The following is an 18,948-nucleotide window of genomic DNA, read 5'->3' as shown; positions in this document are numbered from 1 at the left end:
AGACAGAAGCAGCGGGTCTGGCCGTCATGGTTGTCCGCTGGAACAGGGGAGGAACAGAGATGGATTATGGCAGATTGATTACGGCAATGGTAACTCCGTTCCACAATGACGGCAGCATCGACTGGAAGACGACGGGGCTGCTCATCGACCATCTTATCGAAGCGCAGGGAAGCGATTCCATCGTCGTCAGCGGTACGACCGGCGAGTCTCCGACGCTTGCCGAAGCCGAAAAGCTGGAGCTGTTCCGCTTCGCCGTCAAGCATGCGGCCGGGCGTGCCCGCATCATCGCCGGCACCGGCAGCAACGATACGGCCCATTCCGTCCACCTGACCAAGCTGGCCGAGCAGGCGGGAGTGGACGGCATTCTGCTGGTCGTGCCTTATTACAACCGGCCAAGCCAGGAGGGCATGTACCGCCACTTCAGGACGATCGCCGAAGCGACCGCGCTTCCCGTCATGCTGTACAATGTGCCTGGCCGGACCGTGGCGAGCATGGATGCGCGGACGACGATCCGGCTCGCTCGCGATGCGGCCAATATCGTTGCGACCAAGGAATGCCATTCGCTGGATCATGTTTCGGAGATCATATCCGGAGCTCCTGCCGAATTCCGTGTCTATACGGGCGACGACAGCGCGACGCTGCCGGCGATGGCGGTCGGCGCCTACGGGGTCGTCAGCGTAGCGAGCCATATCGTCGGCTCCGAGATGAAGGCGATGATCGAAGCCTATCTGGCCGGCCGTCCGGCCGAAGCCGCCGCGTCGCACCGGAAGCTGCTTCCGGTGTTCAACGGATTGTTCAAGGCTCCGAATCCCGTTCTCGTGAAGAAGGCGCTTGAGCTGAAAGGACTGCCTGTCGGCGGTGTCCGGCTGCCGCTCGTCGAAGCGGACGAAGCCGAAACTTCCGCCTTGGTCCAGCTGCTTGGCTTATAGAAGATCGTTTTCTGCAACCGATGCGCCTAGCTGCGCATCGGTTTTTTTGTCGTATTGACCGGACGCATCCTGTCTCCCTTTTCATCCGCGCTTGCAATCCCGGCTCCGGATGATGATTTGCGGCGGAGACAAATATTGCGGCTGGAATTTCCAATCGGCTTGTGTTCCATCTTTTGCATCATGTATAATATTCCTAAGTGAATGGTGCGGCAAAGTGAATATCGAGTCAAGCCCGGCCGCGTGGCGGCATTGCGGGTGGAGTCCGTGCATCTCATGGAAGAGTTTTTCTTAACCATAGATCTCATTCTATCTTCACATCACATAGGAGGTAAGAAATCCCTTGTCAAAAAAGAATACCCAGGACAAGCTGCTCATCTTCGCCCTCGGCGGCGTCGGCGAGATCGGCAAGAATATGTATGTCATCCAATACGGCAATGACATCGTAGTCGTTGACTCAGGCCTCAAGTTCCCGGAAGAGGACATGCTCGGAATCGACATCGTCATCCCGGACATCACGTATCTGACCGATAACCGCGACAAAGTCCGCGGCATCGTCATCACCCACGGACACGAAGACCACATCGGCGGCCTTCCGTACGTGCTCCGCCATCTGAACGTTCCGGTATATGGAACGAAGCTGACGCTCGGCCTGATCGAGAGCAAGCTGAAGGAAGCGGGACTGCTCGGAGAGACGAAGCGGATTCTCATCAATGCCGACTCCGAGCTTGAGCTCGGCGAGATCCGCACGACGTTCTTCAAGACGAACCACAGCATTCCGGATTCGGTCGGCGTATGCCTCGAGACGCCGGAAGGCACTGTCGTCCATACGGGCGACTTCAAGTTCGACTTTACGCCGGTCAACGACCAGTTCGCCGACCTGCAGCGCATCGCCGAGATCGGCAAGCGCGGCGTGCTCGCTCTGCTGTCGGACAGCACGAACGCGGAGCGTCCGGGCATGACCCCTTCGGAGAGCAACGTCGGCGTGGAGCTGACGGAAATTTTCCGCAAGTCCCAGCAGCGCGTCGTCGTCGCTACCTTCGCATCCAACGTGCACCGGATCCAGCAGGTGTTCAACGCCGCGATGGCGACGAAGCGCAAGGTCGCCATCGTCGGCCGCAGCATGGTCAACGTCGTGACGATTGCCGTTGAGCTCGGATACCTGATCGTGCCTGAAGGCATGATCATCGAGCCCGAAGAAGTGAACAAGATGGCTGCAGACCGCGTTGTCGTCCTCTGCACAGGCAGCCAAGGCGAGCCGATGTCGGCTCTGACCCGCATGGCGCGCTCGACGCATCGCAAGATCGACATTTTGCCGGGCGACACCGTCATCATCGCGGCGACACCGATTCCGGGCAACGAGAAGGATGTAGGCCGTACGGTGGACGAGCTGTTCCGTCTGGGCGCCAACGTCATCTACGGACCGGGCTCCGTATCGGGCGTCCACGTATCCGGCCACGGCAGCCAGGAAGAGCTGAAGCTGATGCTCAACCTGATCAAGCCGAAGTACTTCATTCCGATCCACGGCGAGTACCGGATGCTGCGCCAGCACGCCAAGCTTGGCGAGGCAGTCGGCGTCGAGCCGAACAACATCTTCCTGATCGATATCGGCGACACGGTGGAGTTCCAGAACGGCGAAGGCCGCAAGGGCTCCAAAGTTCCATCCGGCAACGTGCTCATCGACGGCCTGGGAGTCGGCGACGTAGGCAACATCGTTCTGCGAGACCGCAAGCTGCTGTCGCAAGACGGCATTCTCGTTGTCGTCGTCACGCTGAGCAAGCAGGACGGCACGATCAAGGCTGGCCCGGACATCATTTCCCGCGGTTTCGTCTACGTCCGTGAATCCGAAGGCTTGCTGGACGAGGCGAACCGGATCGTAACGACGACCCTCAACAAGCTGATGAACGACAAGGTCAACGAATGGGCCTCGCTCAAGACGAACGTCAAGGATGCTCTTGGCCGTTTCCTCTACGAGCAGACGCGCCGCCGTCCGATGATTCTTCCGATCATCATGGAAGTTTAATTCGACCCATGAGCCTGCCTCCGATTTCGGAGGCAGGCTTTTTTGCCTACAGGGCGGATTGTTCCCAATTCGGCAACTCTATCTGCAATTTTCGCCGCCAAAGTCTGTAACGCTCTCCGAAACGCTCACCGTAACGCTCTCCATGACGCCCTCTATAACGCTCACCATGACGCTCTCCATAATCCTCTCCATAATCCTCTCCATAATCCTCACCCGAACCCTCACCCGAACCCTCACCCGAACCCTCTCCGTACCTCCTCTTGAAACCGGTTGAATATCCGTATTTTCCTCTGGCTGAATGGGACAAAGGGCTGCACCCCATACTACGATGGCAGCTATTCCGGCAATCAGGAGGGGTTAAGTTGAACAAGTACGAGGAAGCGGTCGCCTCGGAGCAGGCGGAGCCGAGCGCGGCGGACAAAGCCAAGCTGGAGGCGATCCAGCAGCTGGGGCAGATGTCCGTTCCTGCCGCCGATCCATCCAACATATTCTGCATGACGATCATCGGCCAGGTCGAGGGGCATATGGTTCTGCCCCCGCAGAACAAAACGACGAAATATGAGCATCTGATTCCTCAGCTCGTGGCCGCTGAGCAAAGCAATAAGATCGAGGGGATCCTCATCGTCCTCAATACCGTCGGGGGCGACGTCGAAGCGGGGCTGGCCATCGCGGAAATGATCAGCTCCCTCAGCAAGCCGTCGGTCACGCTCGTGCTAGGCGGCGGGCATTCCATCGGCGTGCCGATCGCGGTCGCCGGCAACCGCAGCTTCATCGCGGAGACGGCTACGATGACGATTCATCCCATCCGGATGAACGGGCTTGTCATCGGCGTCCCGCAGACGTTCGAGTATTTGGAAAAAATGCAGGAGAGGGTCGTCCGCTTCGTCACTTCCCACTCCAAGGTGAAGGAGGAGACATTCAAGCAGCTGATGTTCAAGACTGGCGAATTGACTCGCGACATCGGCACGACCGTGATCGGTGAAGATGCCGTCAAGCACGGCTTGATTGATGAAGTCGGTGGTCTTGGGCAAGCTCTGCGGGAGCTGAACCGGCTGATTCAAGCAGCAAAGCCGGCTGCGGCAAACACGCTGCCGATCGCGGCTGCAGAGAGCGCGATCATGGAAGCTTCCCGAGCGGCGGATATCGGAGCGGGGGGAGGGCTGCCCCAATGACGTTGTATACGATCATGCCTCTGGAGCAGGTGCTGGAAGGAATCCGGCAGGAGCGGGCTTCAACGCTCGAAATCCAGCATGAAGGCATGCTGCTGCAGGTCGAACCGATCGCTCCCGGCGCGGGAAAGCTGATTCGAATCGTTCAGGCGGATCTGGAATGTTATTTGAATCCGGCCTATAGTCCAGGCACGCTGATTCATTACGGCTCCGGGAGCAAATAAGTAGGTTTTCCTTTTCATCGAGAAGACCGGCCTGTCGAAATCATCCCAGGCGTCTCGGGCGATAGGAACATTCCACCTCCTATGGTATAATAGTGAACCAGAGGTGAGGGATGTTGGCCAAGAAACGTCGGCGCAAAAGACGCACTTTCGGCGAAAATTTAAAATATGAAGTTTATGGAATATTGCTCATCACGGTTTCGGTAATCGCCTTATCCGGCGAAGCTACGGTCGGCAGATCGCTGTCCAAGCTGTTCGAGCTGTTGTTGGGCAAGTTTTATTTTGTGCTTGCGCTTGTCGGGATATCAGTCGGACTGTACGTGATGGTCACCCGTTCCTGGCCGACCGGCTGGACTTACCGCCGGACGGGAATTCTTCTGCTCGTGTTCGCATTCACGCTCATGAGCTCGATGTCGGAGATCGACCGCAAGCTCGGTCCGGGCGACCTCATCAGCGGATCGGCCATCATGCAGCAGCTCGGCCAGGATATTAGGGAAGGCGTGCTCATTGCGGGCGGATCAGCGGCGGCGCCCGCTGCCGGATCGATCAGCGGCGGCTATCTCGGAGCGATTCAATATTCCCTGCTCTATACGCTATTTGGCTACTTTGGAGCCAAGCTGCTTCTCATCGTCATGTTCGCCATCTCCTTAATGCTCATAACGGGACGCTCCTATGTCGATATCGGCCGCATGATCCGCATCCGGGCTGTCCATATGATCAAGCTGCTGCAGGCCAAAGCAGCGGCAAGGCCGCGCAAGCCGAGGCCTCCTGCCGCGGCTTCGCAGCCATCGGCCTCTACGGTCGGCAGGACTGCGGCTGCCGATCATCTCGCCCTCGGGCTGAACGGCGACGATGACGATGACTATGGAAGCACGACCGTGTCTCCGTCGCCCCGCAAAGGACGCTCTCTCTTTTTCAGCTGGGGGAGTCAAAACCAGGAAGGGCAAGAAGCTGATGAGGAAGGGGACTGGTTGATCGACGAAGAGCCGGCCGGCAAGCCCGCCGGCGCTCCGGCCGTCTCTATCAAAGGCAGGGAATCGAAAGAACGGGTGCTGCCCGCAGCCGATCCGCCTCCTTGGGACGATCAGGACGAAGAAGGAGAGGATTGGGAGGATGCATCCTTCCAGGGAAATGCCTTTCCCGCCGTTCCGGTTCCAGGCGCTCAGACGGGCGGCCTGGATGCAGAAGCCGATGGAACGGACTCCGGCGAATGGCTGGCGGAAGACGATTTCCCCGCTCCAGCGCCTTCCCGCCATCCTGCCGAGATATCGGAGGCATTGGCAGGTCCCGAAGGAGATGGGGAGCCATCGCCAGCAGCGGCTTCAGCAGCGCGGGAAACGAAGCCATACCGGCTGCCGCCGCTTTCCTTGCTGGCTAAACCCGCCAGCTCGGGCAGAGGCGCCGATACCGGCGATCTGAACGACTCGCGCCGCAAGCTCGAGGCGACGCTTGAGAGCTTCGGGGTCCGGGCCAAGGTGCTGGATGTCGTGCCTGGACCTGCGGTCACGAGATACGAGGTCCAGCCCGCGACAGGGGTCAAAGTAAGCCGGATCGTCAGCCTTACCGATGACATCGCGCTCGCGCTGGCTGCCAAGGATATCCGGATGGAAGCGCCGATTCCGGGCAAATCCGCCATTGGAATCGAGGTTCCGAATGCCGAAGTCGCAGTCGTGACCATGCGCGAAGTCATGGAGACGCCGACGTTTTCCAGCGCGGCGTCCAAGCTGTCGATCGCTTTCGGCCGGGACATCGCCGGTCAGTCCATCGTCGGCAATCTGGCCAAGATGCCCCATTTGCTTGTCGCGGGAGCTACCGGATCGGGCAAGTCGGTCTGCATCAACGGCATCATCACGAGCATCTTGTACAAAGCCGCTCCGGACGAAGTGAAGTTCATGATGATCGATCCCAAAATGGTCGAGCTGAACATGTACAACGGCATTCCGCATCTGCTTGCTCCCGTCGTCACCGATCCGAGGCGAGCTTCGCTGGCGCTCAAGAAGATCGTCGTGGAGATGGAGAAGCGGTACGAGCTGTTCTCGAAGTCGGGCACCCGCAACATAGAAGGCTACAACGGACTGATGAAGGACAACCCTGCCGCCGTGCTGCCTTACATCGTCGTCATCGTCGACGAGCTGGCGGATCTGATGATGGTCGCGGCCAAGGATGTCGAGGATTCGATCACTCGACTCGCCCAGATGGCAAGGGCGGCCGGCATCCATCTCATCATCGCGACCCAGCGTCCGTCCGTGGACGTCATCACAGGCGTGATCAAGGCCAATATTCCTTCCCGGATCGCTTTCGGCGTCTCGTCGCAGGTCGATTCCCGGACGATTCTCGACATGGTCGGAGCGGAGAAGCTGCTGGGACGGGGGGACATGCTGTTCCTGCCTGTCGGCATGTCCAAGCCGATCCGGGTTCAAGGGGCGTTCCTGTCCGATTCCGAGGTGGAAGCCGTCGTCGATTACGCAAGATCCCAGGCCGCGGCGGAATACAAGGAGGACCTCGTGCCTGAGCTGGACGACAGCGACGCTGCGGGAGACGGAGAAGTGCTGGACGAGCTGTTCGATCAGGCGATGCAGATCGTCGTCGATGCCCAGCAAGCTTCCGTATCGCTCCTGCAGAGGCGCATGCGGGTAGGCTATACACGGGCCGCCAGGCTTGTGGATCAGCTTGAAGCCAAAGGCGTCGTCGGCCCTTACGAGGGCAGCAAGCCGCGCGAGGTGCTGATGACGGCGGACCAGTTCCAGGCGAGCCAGAAACATGCATAGAAGGAGACCTGCTTTCTCATACTAGGGACTGTCAAACGCTTTGGCGAAGCGGACGCAAGGCCGTGCATCGCTTAAGGCGCATCCCGCTAGAGAAAGGCAGATCCCGACTATGAAGATACGTTTGATCGTCATGACGATCGCGGCCATGCTGCTGGTGCTCAGCCTTTATACGCTCAAGGACGAGCTGCCCGGCAGGTCAAGCGAAACGTTCAGCAGCGCCACCATCCGTCAGGGCTCATCGGGCAAGGATGTCGTGGAGCTTCAAGGACGTCTCCGATATCTAGGCTATTACGAGGGCAAGATCGACGGAAGCTTCGGACCGAAGACGAAAAACTCCGTCACCTGGTTCCAATGGAAGTTCGGCATGAAATCCGACGGAGTCGTCGGAGCGAAGACCAAGCTCAAGCTGTGGGAAGCGACGAAAAACTGGAAGCCGACGGCAGCCGATTTTCCGGGCGGAGAATCCGGCACTGCCGCCGGCGGCAACGCTGGGAACACTGGAAACGCAGGCAATTCCGGCGGAGACATCGGCAAGTCGAACAAGCTCAACCTGTCGGCCAACGACATCAAGATCATGGCCAATGCCGTATACGGGGAATCCCGCGGCGAACCTTATGAAGGCCAGGTTGCAGTAGCGGCTGTCATCCTCAACCGTCTCAAGTCGCCTGAATTCCCGAACTCGATATCCGGCGTCATCTTCCAGAACCTCGCTTTCACCGCAGTCGCGGACGGCCAGATCTGGCTGACGCCGAACGAGCGGGCCAAGAAGGCCGTTGAGGACGCCATCAACGGCTGGGATCCTTCGGACGGCTGCCTGTACTATTTCAATCCGGAAACCGCCACCTCCAAATGGATCTGGTCGCGTCAGCAAGTGAAGACGATCGGCAAGCATATTTTCTGCATGTAAAGCTCGGAAGCAGCCGGCCAGGGCAAGCCTGACCCCGGTTGCTTCTTCTGTTTAGGCTGAGATAGAATGGAATGGCATACAATATGGAACAGATTACCTATCGCCAACATGGCGCGGAAAGGGGTTCGGATATGGCGTTTCAGCAAGGGAGCCACGGCCGCATCCGGCTGCATGTGCTGCCGACCAAAAGGTTCAAAACCTTCGCCGTCTCTTTATTCGCGGGCATTCCGCTGCAAGAATCCACCGTCACGGAAACCGCGCTCGCTCCGTTCGTGCTGCGGCGCGGCACGGCCTCGCATCCGGAGACGATCCAGTTCCGGGAGCAGCTGGACAACTTGTACGGCGCCGGCTTTGGTTTCGATATTTACAAGCGGGGCAATTCCCAGATCGTCCAATTCCGGATGGATGTCATCAACGACCGCTTCGTCGCCGCGGAGCAGTCGCTGCTCGCCGCTTCCATGAAGCTGCTTGGAGAAGCGGTCACTCAGCCGGCTCTGGACAACGGAGCCTTCCGGAGCAAGTATGTCGACAGCGAAAAGGTTACGCTCACCAAAAAGCTGGAGAGCATCATCAACGATAAAATCCGCTATGCGGCGGAGCGCTGCATGGAAATCATGTGCGCCAACGAGCCCTACCGGCTGCATGCCCTCGGGCGCATCGCCGACGTGGGAGCCATCACTCCGCAATCGCTGTACGATTCCTACCGCCGCTGGCTGGAGACGGCCGTTTTCGACCTATATGTCGTCGGCGATACGACGCTTGAGGAAGTGAAGGAGCTCGCAGCGGCTTCGTTCAAGCTTCCCGATACCGCTCCCTCGAAGTACGGAAGCCCGGATATCCGTTTCCCTCAAGACGGGGTGAAGAATGTCGTCGAACGGCTTGAAGTGGCTCAGGGAAAGCTGAATCTCGGCCTGCGCACGGGAGTCGCCTACGGCGATGACGACTATGCCGCCGCATTGATGTACAACGGCATTCTGGGAGGCTATCCGCATTCCAAGCTGTTCATGAACGTAAGGGAAAAAGAAAGCCTGGCTTACTACGCCTCCTCGAGGCTGGACGGCCATAAAGGGCTGTGCACGATTCAGTCCGGCATTGAAATCGCCAACTACGACAAAGCGGTCGCCATCATCCAGGAGCAGCTGGAGAGCATGAAGCGCGGCGAGCTGTCGGAGCTGGAGATCAGCCAGACCAAAGCCATGCTGACGAATTCCTTGCGGGAGCTCCAGGATTCCGCCTACGAGATGATTTCGTATGATTTCAACAGCGTTCTTTCCGGCAAGGAGAGGACAGCCGGCCAGCTGCTCGAAGAAGTGCGGGCCGTAACGCCTGAAGACATCGTGAGGGTTGCGGAAGGCGTCAAGCTGGATACGATCTACTTCCTGCGCGACAAGAAGGAGGCCTGACAACATGCAGAAGCTCAGTTATCCCGGCGTCGAAGAAACGCTTTACCACGAACAGCTGCCCAACGGGCTGCAGGTTTACGTGCTGCCCAAGGAAGGGTTCCAGAAAACGTACGCGACCTTTTCCACCCGCTACGGCTCGGTAGACAATCATTTCGGCATCGGCGACGGACCGCTTGCCCGCGTGCCGGATGGCATCGCCCATTTTCTCGAGCACAAAATGTTCGAGGAGCCGACCGGAGACATTTTCGCGACGTTCGCCTCGCAAGGCGCTTCCGCCAATGCGTTCACGAGCTTCGACCGGACGGTCTACCTGTTCTCGGCGACGGAGCAGATCGAGGCCAATCTGACGACGCTGATCAATTTTGTCCAGAATCCATACTTTACGGACCAGAACGTCGACAAGGAAAAAGGAATCATCGCGCAGGAAATCAACATGTACAGCGACAATCCGGACTGGCGCGTCTACTACGGCTTGATCGAGGCGCTGTATCAGGTGCATCCGGTCCATATCGACATTGCCGGAACGGTGGAATCGATCTACAAGATCGACAAGGAAATGCTGTACCGCTGCTACGAGACCTTCTACCACCCGTCCAACATGCTGCTGTTCATCGTCGGCGGCGTCGATGCGGAGCAGGTATTCGAGCTGGTGCGGTCCAACCAGGCTGCGAAGACATATGAGCCTCTAGGCGAAATCAAGCGTTTCTTCGAGCCCGAGCCGCAAGGCGTGAATACGCCGCGAAAAGCGATCCAGCTTCAGGTTTCTCTGCCGAAGTGCCTGTTCGGCTTCAAGGAGAAAACCAACGGCCTGGACAGCGCTGCGCTGCTGCGCCGGGACGTCACGACCAAGCTGATGCTGGAAACCATTCTTGGATCCAGCTCCCCGACCTATCAGCAGCTGTACGACGACAATCTCATCTCCGATTCATTCGGATATGAATACAACTGCAGCACCGATTACGGCTTCTCTATCATCGGAGGCGATACCAAGGACCCGGACGCTCTCGTCGCGCGGGTCAAGGAAGCGGTAGCGTCGTTGCAGCAGAGCGGGCTTGATGCCGAAGCTTTCGAGAGAACGAAGCGCAAGCGCATCGGAAGCTACCTGAGGATGCTCAATTCTCCCGAGTCGATCGCAGGCGAATTCACCCGCTACAAATTCCGCGGACAGGATCTGTTCGAGCTGCTGCCGGCTTATGAGAGCATCACGCTTGACGATGCCAATGCCCGGCTGAGAGAGCATTTCGACTTCGGCCAGCTGGCCGTGTCCGTCGTGCTGCCTCCGGCGGAAGCTTGAAAAGCTTGCAGGAGATGACCGTCCTCATTACCGGGGGAAGCCGGGGCATAGGCGCCGCCATCGCGCGGCGCTTTTCCGCGGAAGGAATGAATGTGGTCATCCATTATTTGAATTCGCATGAACGCGCCAATGAAACGGCCCGGGAATGCATCGCTCTCGGCGGCGGCAGGGTCATGACGGTTTCCGCCGACGTGCGATCCAGGGAGAGTCTGGGCAGAATGAAGGAGAAGCTGGAAGCGGCAGGGCTGCTTCCGGATATTCTCGTCAACAACGCGGGCATCTCGCATTACGGCATGCTGGCGGACCTCACCGAGCAGGAATGGGACGACGTGACCGCGGTCAATCTCAAGGGATTGTTTCTCTGCACGCAGCTGTTCATGACTCGGATGGTGAGCGCGCGCTGGGGGAGAATCATCAATGTATCCTCCGTGTGGGGCATCTCCGGGGCATCCTGCGAGGTGCTGTATTCCGCGACCAAAGGCGGGGTCAATGCGTTCACGAAATCGCTGGCCAAGGAGCTGGCGCCGTCCGGAGTAACGGTCAACGCGGTCGCTCCGGGAGCGGTCGACACGGAAATGAACAGCCATCTCGATCAAGGCGAGCTTCAGGCGCTGGAAGAGGAAATTCCGGCCGGAAGGCTGGCCCATCCGGATGAGATCGCTTCGCTGGTCTATTTCCTTTCCTTGCCGGAATCATCCTACATAACCGGTCAAGTCATCAGTCCGAACGGCGGCTGGATCACATGAGTGGTCCGGCCGCAACTTTTTTCCAGCCCTGGTCGTCGTATAGGGAAGATGGCCTCCGCACACAATAGGGTCGTTGATGATTTCTTTCTCTATTCGACCAAGGAGGCGACGAAGCATGTCTACTGTACTTTCGAGCTTTGAAGGATGGAAGGAATTCCTGTCCGACCGCGTTGAGCAGGGCAAAAAGATGGGTCTTACCGAGGAAACCCTCGGCAACCTCGCTTATGAGATCGGATCTTTTCTCGATGAGAAGGTCGATCCGAAAAACGAAGAGCAGCGCGTGCTGAAGGAGATCTGGGACGTCGGAGACGAGGAAGAGCGCAAGACGATTGCCCGCCTCATGGTGAAGCTGGTCAATCACGGTTAATCATCGACTTTTGGCGGAGAGCTCCCATTCGGGGGCTTTTCTACTTGGCTGCGGACATCAAGATTCCGCCGCCCAAAAAACGTCGGCATGATCATTGCGGTTTCTTGCCGAATCATGTAGAATGTAGGCTTATAATGAAGGGCATAAAGACAGCTCATTACCTCAGGACGGTGTGATTAATGGAATCCAAACAGTGGTATATGGAGTACAAAATACATAAGAACCGGCCTGGCCTGCTTGGGGATATCGCCTCCCTGCTCGGCATGCTCAACGTCAACATCATTACGATCAACGGGGTGGAGGACCGCACCCGCGGCATGCTGCTTCAGACCAACGACGACGAAAAAATCGAGATTCTCGGCAAGATGCTTGCCAAGGTAGAGAACATCACCGTCAACAAGCTGCGTCCTCCGAGCCTGGTGGATCGGCTTGCTGTGCGTCACGGACGTTATATCGAACGGGATTCGGATGATCGCAAGACGTTCCGCTTCACGCGGGACGAGCTGGGACTGCTCGTCGATTTCCTCGGCGAAATCTTCAAGCGGGACGGCAACCAGGTCATCGGACTGCGCGGCATGCCGAGGGTCGGCAAGACGGAATCCATCATCGCCGGAAGCGTCTGCTCCAACAAGCGCTGGACGTTCGTTTCTTCCACGCTGCTCCGCCAGACGGTGCGCAGCCAGCTGTCGAGCGAGGAAATGAATCCCGACAATATCTTCATCATCGACGGCATCGTCAGCACGATCCGCTCCAACGAGCGCCATCACGCCCTTCTCCAGGAAATCATGGAGATGCCCTCGACCAAGGTCATCGAGCATCCGGACATCTTTATCCGTGAATCCAATTATGATTACAGCACTTTTACGACTATTATCGAGCTTCGCAATACGCCGGACGAAGAAATCTCCTATGATTCCTTCACCGTCAATTATAACGATTTTTAATTTGAGAGGAGGCATGGCCAACCATGTCTGAATTGGGCCAAACCCTGCGCACGGCAAGGGAAGAAATGGGACTCTCCCTGGACCAGGTGCAGGAGATGACCAAGATCCGCAAGCATTACCTGACCGCGATCGAAGAAGGCAATTACGCCGCGCTTCCAGGCAGCTTTTATGCGCGTGCATTCGTCAAGAACTACGCGGAGGCGGTCGGTCTCAACGCCGACGAGCTTCTGAACTATTACAAGAACGAGCTTCCTGCGGCGCCGGCGGCTTCGGCGGTAGAGCCGGCCGCTGCCCCGCAGCCGCCGCGCAAGGCATCGACCTCGAGGGCGACCTCCGAACGGGTCGGCAAGCTGGGGTTTTCCGTGCTGATGTGGGCTTTTCTGGCGCTGATCGTCGTCTTGATCTGGATTTTCGTCATCAAGCCGGACCGGCAGACGCCCACCGCGGACGAAACGCCGATCACGACGAATACGCCCGGACCTGGACAATCGCCGTCTCCGGGAGATGCTGCCGGAGGGGCGAGCCCGTCGCCCAGCCTGACTCCGTCGCCGACTCCTACGCCGACCCCGACTCCGGAAGGGGCCGTGACGTTCGACCGCAAGTCGGGCAAGATTGATTACTACAAGACCAACGGCGCCGTCACCATTGAACTGAGCTTTACCGGCACCGCATGGATCGAAGTTCGCAAAGGCGGTCCAAAAGGCGAATTCCTGTACAACAAAGCGGCCGAAGCCGGCGACACTCTGTCCGTACCGGTGGATGACGTCATTTATCTCAATACCGGACGCGCGGACAATACCGAGATTACGGTCGGCGGCCAGCTGATCGACGACGGAGACCGTCCAAGCTCGAAGAAGATCCAGTTCGAGCCGGCATCCGGAGGAGATGCAGCATCCGGCGGCGATGCCGATTCGGCCGGAACAACCGACGGCACGAGCGGCTCGGATTCCGAAAACAGCCAATAGCAGCACGAAAAGGCATCCCTGTGCGGGATGCCTTTTTCGATTGCACGATCCTAAGAGGCTGGAACGTAAAGATCGGCGGTTGAAAGGGAGGCCGATGGTGACGGCCTTGCTGCCTGTATTCGATTCGATGGGATAGATGCGCAGAGCCGCAGGCTTGTCCCGCGGAAATGCATCGGCGTCCCCGCCGGTTATACTTTCGCAGCCGGATGTTTTATAATAAGAGGAATGCCATGTAAGGAGGATTTGCCATGAGTTCCGAAAATTCGTTTGATATCGTATCGAAGGTCGATCTGCAGGAGCTGAACAACGCGATTGTCCAAGCGGAGAAGGAAATCGAGAACCGCTTTGATTTTAAAGGAAGCAAGAGCAGCATCAAGCTGGAGAAGGAAGAGCTGGTCGTCCAGTCGGACGACGAGTACAAGCTCAAGAGCGTCATCGACATTCTCCAGACCAAGATGATCAAGAGGAACGTCCCGATCAAGAATATGGACTTCGGCAAGATTGAAGCCGCCTCGCTCGGCACCGTGCGCCAGCGCATCAAGCTGAAGCAGGGGATCGGCCAGGACGACGCCAAGAAGATCAATATCCTTATCCGCGACTCCAAGCTGAAAGTGAAGAGCCAGATCCAGGGAGACCAGCTGCGCGTGACCGGCAAGAGCCGCGACGACCTGCAGGCCGTCATGGCTTTGCTCCGCGGCGCGAACCTGGAGCTGGAGCTGCAGTACACGAATTTCCGGTAACAATTTTGACAGCGGGTTTTCGGTTCGTTTATACTTTTATCGTATAGGGACCGGCTATGTCCGTTCTTTTGAGAATGGCCTCCCGGGTAGCGTACATACTTTAGGTTAGAGTTTTGTCAGGGAGGGGAACCCGCGTGAATTTGGCCAACAAGATCACGCTTGCGCGTATTTTTCTCGTGCCTGTAATCATGTTCTTTTTGCTGATCCGTCTTGATCTGGGATCCATTAAGCTCGGGGACTATCAAATTACGTACACGCAGATGATCGCCACGCTGATATTCATTATTGCAGCCAGCACGGATGGCTTGGACGGATATTTGGCCCGCAAGAACAAGATGGTGACCAATCTGGGCAAGCTGCTCGATCCGCTCGCCGACAAGCTGCTCGTCGCTGCCGTGCTTATTTCGCTGGTCGAGATGGATAAGCTGAGCGCTTTGTTCGCTATCGTCATCATCAGCCGCGAATTCGCCGTGACCGGCCTCCGGCAGATCGCTCTGCTGGAAGGCTCCGTACTGGCTGCAAGCACTTGGGGCAAATGGAAGACCGGCGTTCAGATCGCCATGATCATCGTGCTGCTGCTCAACAATTTCCCGGGAGCATTCCTGGACCTGCCTCTGGATCTGATCCTGAGCTGGGCTGCCGCATTGATTACGGTATGGTCGGGCATCGACTACTTCATCAAAAACCGCAATCTCATCCCGGTTGAATAACCGGCTGGACAAGGCCATCGATCCCCGCCGGGATCGGGGGCCTTTCTTGTACGCTGGAAGGATGGCGCCGCCGGCACCATCCTTCCATTTGCCTTGGAACGCCTGACCGTCATCGAGGAATCTGTGCACGGGCGCGTTCCCGCCGATTGTCCCATTATCAATCATCGCGACAAACCCAATCCCGGAGGAGAAATGCCAACATGAAAGCCGAAATCATTGCGGTCGGAACCGAGCTGCTGCTTGGCCAAATCGTCAACACCAACGCGCGCTACTTGTCCCAAGGGCTGGCAGCCCTGGGCATCGACGTGTTTTTCCAGACGGTCGTCGGCGACAACGCCTCCCGGCTGAAAGAAGCCATTGCAATCGCTTCTTCCCGGGCCGATCTGCTCGTCTTCACGGGAGGCCTGGGGCCGACAATGGACGATCTCACCAAGGATGTGCTTGCCGACATGCTCGGACGCAAGCTGGTCATCCACGAGCCTTCCTTGGCGAGAATGAAATCCTTCTTCGCGAGCCGCGGCGCCCATATGGTGGAGAGCAACCTGAGGCAGGCGAATTCGATCGAGGGAAGCGCCGCACTGGACAACGAAGCGGGACTCGCCGTCGGCAACGCCCTTGAACAGGACGGCATCCGCTATATTCTGCTGCCCGGACCACCGATGGAGATGAAGCCGATGTTCGAAGGCCCCGCGACAAGCTGGATCCTTCAGGAATACGGCCGTGGAGCGGCGCTTCACTCCCGCATTCTCCGATTTGCCGGCATCGGCGAATCCAAGCTGGAGCATGAGCTGATCGATCTTATCGAAGCCCAGACCGATCCGACGATCGCTCCTTATGCCAAGGAGGGAGAGGTGACGATCCGCCTGTCGTCCAAATCGCCGGATGAAGCGGAGGCTCTGAAGCGGATCGACGATATGGCCGCGACGATCCAGTCCAGGGTCGGCAGCTACCTGTATGCGCAGGAGGATATCCCGCTGGAGGAAGCCGTTCTGCGGCTTCTGCGCGACCGCAGGCACAGGCTCAGCAGCGCCGAGAGCTGCACGGGCGGGCTGTTCGCCGAGCTGATCACCTCGAGGCCCGGCAGCAGCGGAGAGTTCCTGGGAGGCATCGTCACGTACACCAATGCGCTCAAGCATCGGCTGCTCGGCATTCCGTTGGAGATGCTGGAAGGCGCGGGAGCGCCAGGGGCGGTAAGCGAGGCGACGGCAGCCTTGATGGCCCAGCGGGTGTCCGAGACGACCGGCAGCGACTGGGGCGTATCCATAACGGGCGTGGCGGGTCCGGGAGAGTCCGAGGGCAAGCCGGTCGGACTTGTCTACATCGGCATCTCGCGCAAGGGCATGGAAGCTTCCGTATACACGCTGCAAGCCGGCGGCAGCCGGGAAATGGTGCGGCTGCGCGCAGCCAAGCACGCCTTGTACCGGCTGTGGACGCTGCTCAAGGAATCCTGATCCGCCGGGCGTCCGGATGAACATGCCGGCCGCAGCGCCCGCTCGGCTCCGGCTGCATTCCGGGTGCTCTTGTCTGGGCATCGGGAATGGTCTACAATGGAGACAGTTAACGGAAGAACCGTAGCTTGCATTTCGCAGCTACGGTTCTTTTTTGTCCGGACGCCGCTGCGGATACGGAGGTGGCGCCGCGGACAAAAAAAGCGAATGTATGTTCGAAAAAAAGCTTGGCAAACGAATGCAAACAGGCTATGATAGAACTATAAAATGATGAATGAAGGATGTGGATCTCTTGTCAGATCGCCGCGCAGCTTTAGATATGGCTCTCCGCCAAATCGAGAAACAATTCGGAAAAGGCTCCATTATGAAACTAGGCGAGTCCACGCATATGACCGTTGAGACGGTTTCCAGCGGTTCCCTCGCATTAGATATCGCACTCGGCATCGGCGGATTTCCGCGGGGCCGCGTCATTGAAGTATACGGTCCGGAATCCTCCGGCAAGACGACGGTCGCTCTCCATGCGATCGCGGAAGTGCAGCGCACGGGCGGACAAGCCGCCTTCATCGATGCGGAGCATGCGCTCGATCCGCTTTATGCGAGCAAGCTCGGCGTCAACATCGACGAGCTGCTGCTGTCCCAGCCGGACACCGGCGAGCAGGCTCTCGAGATTGCCGAGGCACTCGTGCGCAGCGGCGCGGTAGACGTCATCGTCATCGACTCCGTCGCCGCTCTCGTGCCGAAGGCCGAGATCGAAGGCGAGATGGGCGATTCCCACGTCGGCCTTCAGGCGCGCCTCATGTCGCAGGCGCTGCGCAAGCTGTCCGGCGCCATCAGCAAGTCGAAGACGATCGCGATCTTCATCAACCAGCTTCGCGAGAAGGTCGGCGTCATGTTCGGCAACCCGGAGACGACTCCCGGCGGCCGCGCCCTGAAGTTCTACTCCAGCGTTCGTCTCGACGTGCGCCGCATCGAGAGCATCAAGCAAGGCAATGATGTCGTGGGCAACCGCACGCGGATCAAAGTCGTGAAGAACAAGGTGGCGCCTCCGTTCAAGCAGGCGGAGATCGACATCATGTACGGAGAAGGGATTTCCCGTCAAGGCAGCATCATCGACATCGGCGTCGAGATGGACATCGTCAACAAGAGCGGCGCTTGGTTCAGCTACAACGGCGACCGCCTTGGTCAAGGCCGCGAGAATGCCAAGCAGTTCCTCAAGGACAACCCTGCCGTAGCGGATACGATCGATGCCAAAATCCGCGAGGCGCATAACCTCAATGCGGCCGCCGAACGGGCAGCCGCCGGAATCAATCCTCCTGCAGAGGAAGATGAAGAGCTGGACGAGCTGGAGCTGGACGTTTAAGCCGTCCGGCGAGCATTCCGGGCCAATTTTACATTGAATAGACCGGCCTGACAGGGAAGCACCTCTGAATCGTTCAGAGGTGCTTTTTTGCTCAAGCCATCCGATCGTGGATCAGGGAGGAGGCATCATATGCAGGACAGCAGCGAGAAAGTCGTGACCAAGGTAGAACCCGATTCCCGCAAACGTTCCTATTACTGGATCTGCCTGGATGGGAATGAAGAGCCGGAGTTTTCCGTCCACGAGGATATACTCGTCAAGTATAGATTGCTGAAAGGAAGCGTGCTCAGCAGCGGGGAGCTGGAGGCGATCCAGTCGGAGGGAGACCGGTATAAGGCTTATGCCTCCGGGCTGTATTATGCCGGATTCAAAATGAGGACGGCCAAGGAAATGGCGGATTATCTGAAACGCAAGGAATATATGGAACCGGATATCCGCTATGCGATCGACCGGCTGCAGCAGGAAAAAGTCATCGATGACCGCGATTATGCGAGAATGTACGCCGCCCAGAAGGTGAAGAGCAGCCAGAAAGGGCGCCGGCTGATCCGTCAGGAGCTGGAGCAGCGCGGGGTGTCCAAGCTGACCGCTGGAGAGACGATCGAGGCGCTCGATGCCGGGGCTGAGCGGGAAGCGGCTTTCAAGGCCGCAGCCAAGAAATGGCGGAGCCTCAAAGGAGAGGATCGCGATAAGCGGCTGAAGCTGACGGGATTTTTGCTGCGCCGCGGTTTCCAGGGCGATCTGGTCCGGGAGGCCGTGCGGCATGTGTCGTCAGGAGAGGAACTGGAGACGGAAGCGCTCTGGCTTGACAATTGAAATTGCGTAAAGCTACAATAATAGTGCATCCGCGAGTGAAAGGGATGTATTTCCTTTCGTAAATGGATTCAAGTTTATAAGTCTCCATTCTACAGTCTTAGACACGGTTTGGAACCGAATCGCAACAACTGAATATCATTCCCGGCT

General features: G+C 58.1%; 17 protein-coding genes. All 17 read left to right on the top strand.

The window, feature by feature from the left end:
* The first annotated feature begins 59 nt into the window (after positions 1-59).
* The 17 genes from dapA to VE23_RS05475 all read left to right on the top strand — a co-directional run bounded on the left by dapA (position 60) and on the right by VE23_RS05475 (position 18,801).
* A complete protein-coding gene (dapA, locus tag VE23_RS05555) occupies positions 60-929 on the top strand; it encodes a 4-hydroxy-tetrahydrodipicolinate synthase (protein ID WP_048748599.1) in 870 nt (289 codons plus the stop codon).
* A 340-nt stretch (positions 930-1,269) separates the two neighbouring features.
* Entirely contained in the window at positions 1,270-2,949 is a 1,680-nt protein-coding gene (locus VE23_RS05550; protein WP_048748600.1) for a ribonuclease J, read from the top strand.
* A 362-nt stretch (positions 2,950-3,311) separates the two neighbouring features.
* The gene (locus VE23_RS05545; protein ID WP_232316816.1) at positions 3,312-4,121 is read left to right on the top strand and encodes a ClpP family protease; all 810 of its coding nucleotides are present in this window, start codon (positions 3,312-3,314) and stop codon (positions 4,119-4,121) included.
* Positions 4,118-4,342 carry a YlzJ-like family protein gene (locus VE23_RS05540; protein WP_021878665.1) on the top strand — a complete coding sequence of 75 codons (225 nt, stop codon included), beginning with the start codon at positions 4,118-4,120 and terminating at the stop codon, positions 4,340-4,342. Before VE23_RS05545 ends, VE23_RS05540 begins: the two co-directional genes overlap by 4 nt.
* A gap of 110 nt (positions 4,343-4,452) precedes the next feature.
* Positions 4,453-7,107: a DNA translocase FtsK gene (locus VE23_RS05535; RefSeq protein WP_157053913.1), complete on the top strand. Its 2,655-nt coding sequence runs from the start codon at positions 4,453-4,455 to the stop codon at positions 7,105-7,107.
* Between the two features lie 109 nt (positions 7,108-7,216).
* Complete coding sequence (gene sleB / locus VE23_RS05530; protein WP_048748601.1) at positions 7,217-8,014, top strand: spore cortex-lytic enzyme; 798 nt, start codon at positions 7,217-7,219, stop codon at positions 8,012-8,014.
* A 131-nt stretch (positions 8,015-8,145) separates the two neighbouring features.
* Positions 8,146-9,417 carry an EF-P 5-aminopentanol modification-associated protein YfmF gene (gene yfmF, locus VE23_RS05525; protein WP_048748602.1) on the top strand — a complete coding sequence of 424 codons (1,272 nt, stop codon included), beginning with the start codon at positions 8,146-8,148 and terminating at the stop codon, positions 9,415-9,417.
* A gap of 4 nt (positions 9,418-9,421) precedes the next feature.
* Positions 9,422-10,711, top strand: a complete 1,290-nt coding sequence (gene yfmH, locus VE23_RS05520) for an EF-P 5-aminopentanol modification-associated protein YfmH (protein WP_049867527.1) — start codon at positions 9,422-9,424, stop codon at positions 10,709-10,711.
* Between the two features lie 14 nt (positions 10,712-10,725).
* Positions 10,726-11,457, top strand: a complete 732-nt coding sequence (ymfI, locus tag VE23_RS05515; protein WP_048750013.1) for an elongation factor P 5-aminopentanone reductase — start codon at positions 10,726-10,728, stop codon at positions 11,455-11,457.
* 115 nt (positions 11,458-11,572) lie between these two features.
* Complete coding sequence (locus tag VE23_RS05510) at positions 11,573-11,824, top strand: DUF3243 domain-containing protein (protein WP_048750011.1); 252 nt, start codon at positions 11,573-11,575, stop codon at positions 11,822-11,824.
* Between the two features lie 179 nt (positions 11,825-12,003).
* Complete coding sequence (locus VE23_RS05505; protein ID WP_048750012.1) at positions 12,004-12,768, top strand: DUF3388 domain-containing protein; 765 nt, start codon at positions 12,004-12,006, stop codon at positions 12,766-12,768.
* A 23-nt stretch (positions 12,769-12,791) separates the two neighbouring features.
* Positions 12,792-13,733: a helix-turn-helix domain-containing protein gene (locus tag VE23_RS05500; protein WP_049867526.1), complete on the top strand. Its 942-nt coding sequence runs from the start codon at positions 12,792-12,794 to the stop codon at positions 13,731-13,733.
* A 248-nt stretch (positions 13,734-13,981) separates the two neighbouring features.
* Positions 13,982-14,473 carry a YajQ family cyclic di-GMP-binding protein gene (locus tag VE23_RS05495; protein WP_021879390.1) on the top strand — a complete coding sequence of 164 codons (492 nt, stop codon included), beginning with the start codon at positions 13,982-13,984 and terminating at the stop codon, positions 14,471-14,473.
* A 134-nt stretch (positions 14,474-14,607) separates the two neighbouring features.
* The gene (pgsA, locus tag VE23_RS05490; protein WP_048746444.1) at positions 14,608-15,183 is read left to right on the top strand and encodes a CDP-diacylglycerol--glycerol-3-phosphate 3-phosphatidyltransferase; all 576 of its coding nucleotides are present in this window, start codon (positions 14,608-14,610) and stop codon (positions 15,181-15,183) included.
* Positions 15,184-15,383: 200 nt separating this feature from the next.
* Positions 15,384-16,634 carry a competence/damage-inducible protein A gene (locus VE23_RS05485; protein WP_049867525.1) on the top strand — a complete coding sequence of 417 codons (1,251 nt, stop codon included), beginning with the start codon at positions 15,384-15,386 and terminating at the stop codon, positions 16,632-16,634.
* Between the two features lie 289 nt (positions 16,635-16,923).
* Complete coding sequence (gene recA, locus VE23_RS05480; RefSeq protein WP_048746440.1) at positions 16,924-17,991, top strand: recombinase RecA; 1,068 nt, start codon at positions 16,924-16,926, stop codon at positions 17,989-17,991.
* Positions 17,992-18,120: 129 nt separating this feature from the next.
* A complete protein-coding gene (locus VE23_RS05475; RefSeq protein WP_048746438.1) occupies positions 18,121-18,801 on the top strand; it encodes a RecX family transcriptional regulator in 681 nt (226 codons plus the stop codon).
* The last annotated feature ends 147 nt before the right edge of the window (positions 18,802-18,948 follow it).

The organism is Paenibacillus sp. D9, from assembly GCF_001188365.1.
Lineage (GTDB): Bacteria > Bacillota > Bacilli > Paenibacillales > Paenibacillaceae > Paenibacillus_O > Paenibacillus_O humicus.
Note: the sequence above shows the minus strand (reverse complement) of the source record. Positions and strands in the feature narration are given on the sequence as shown.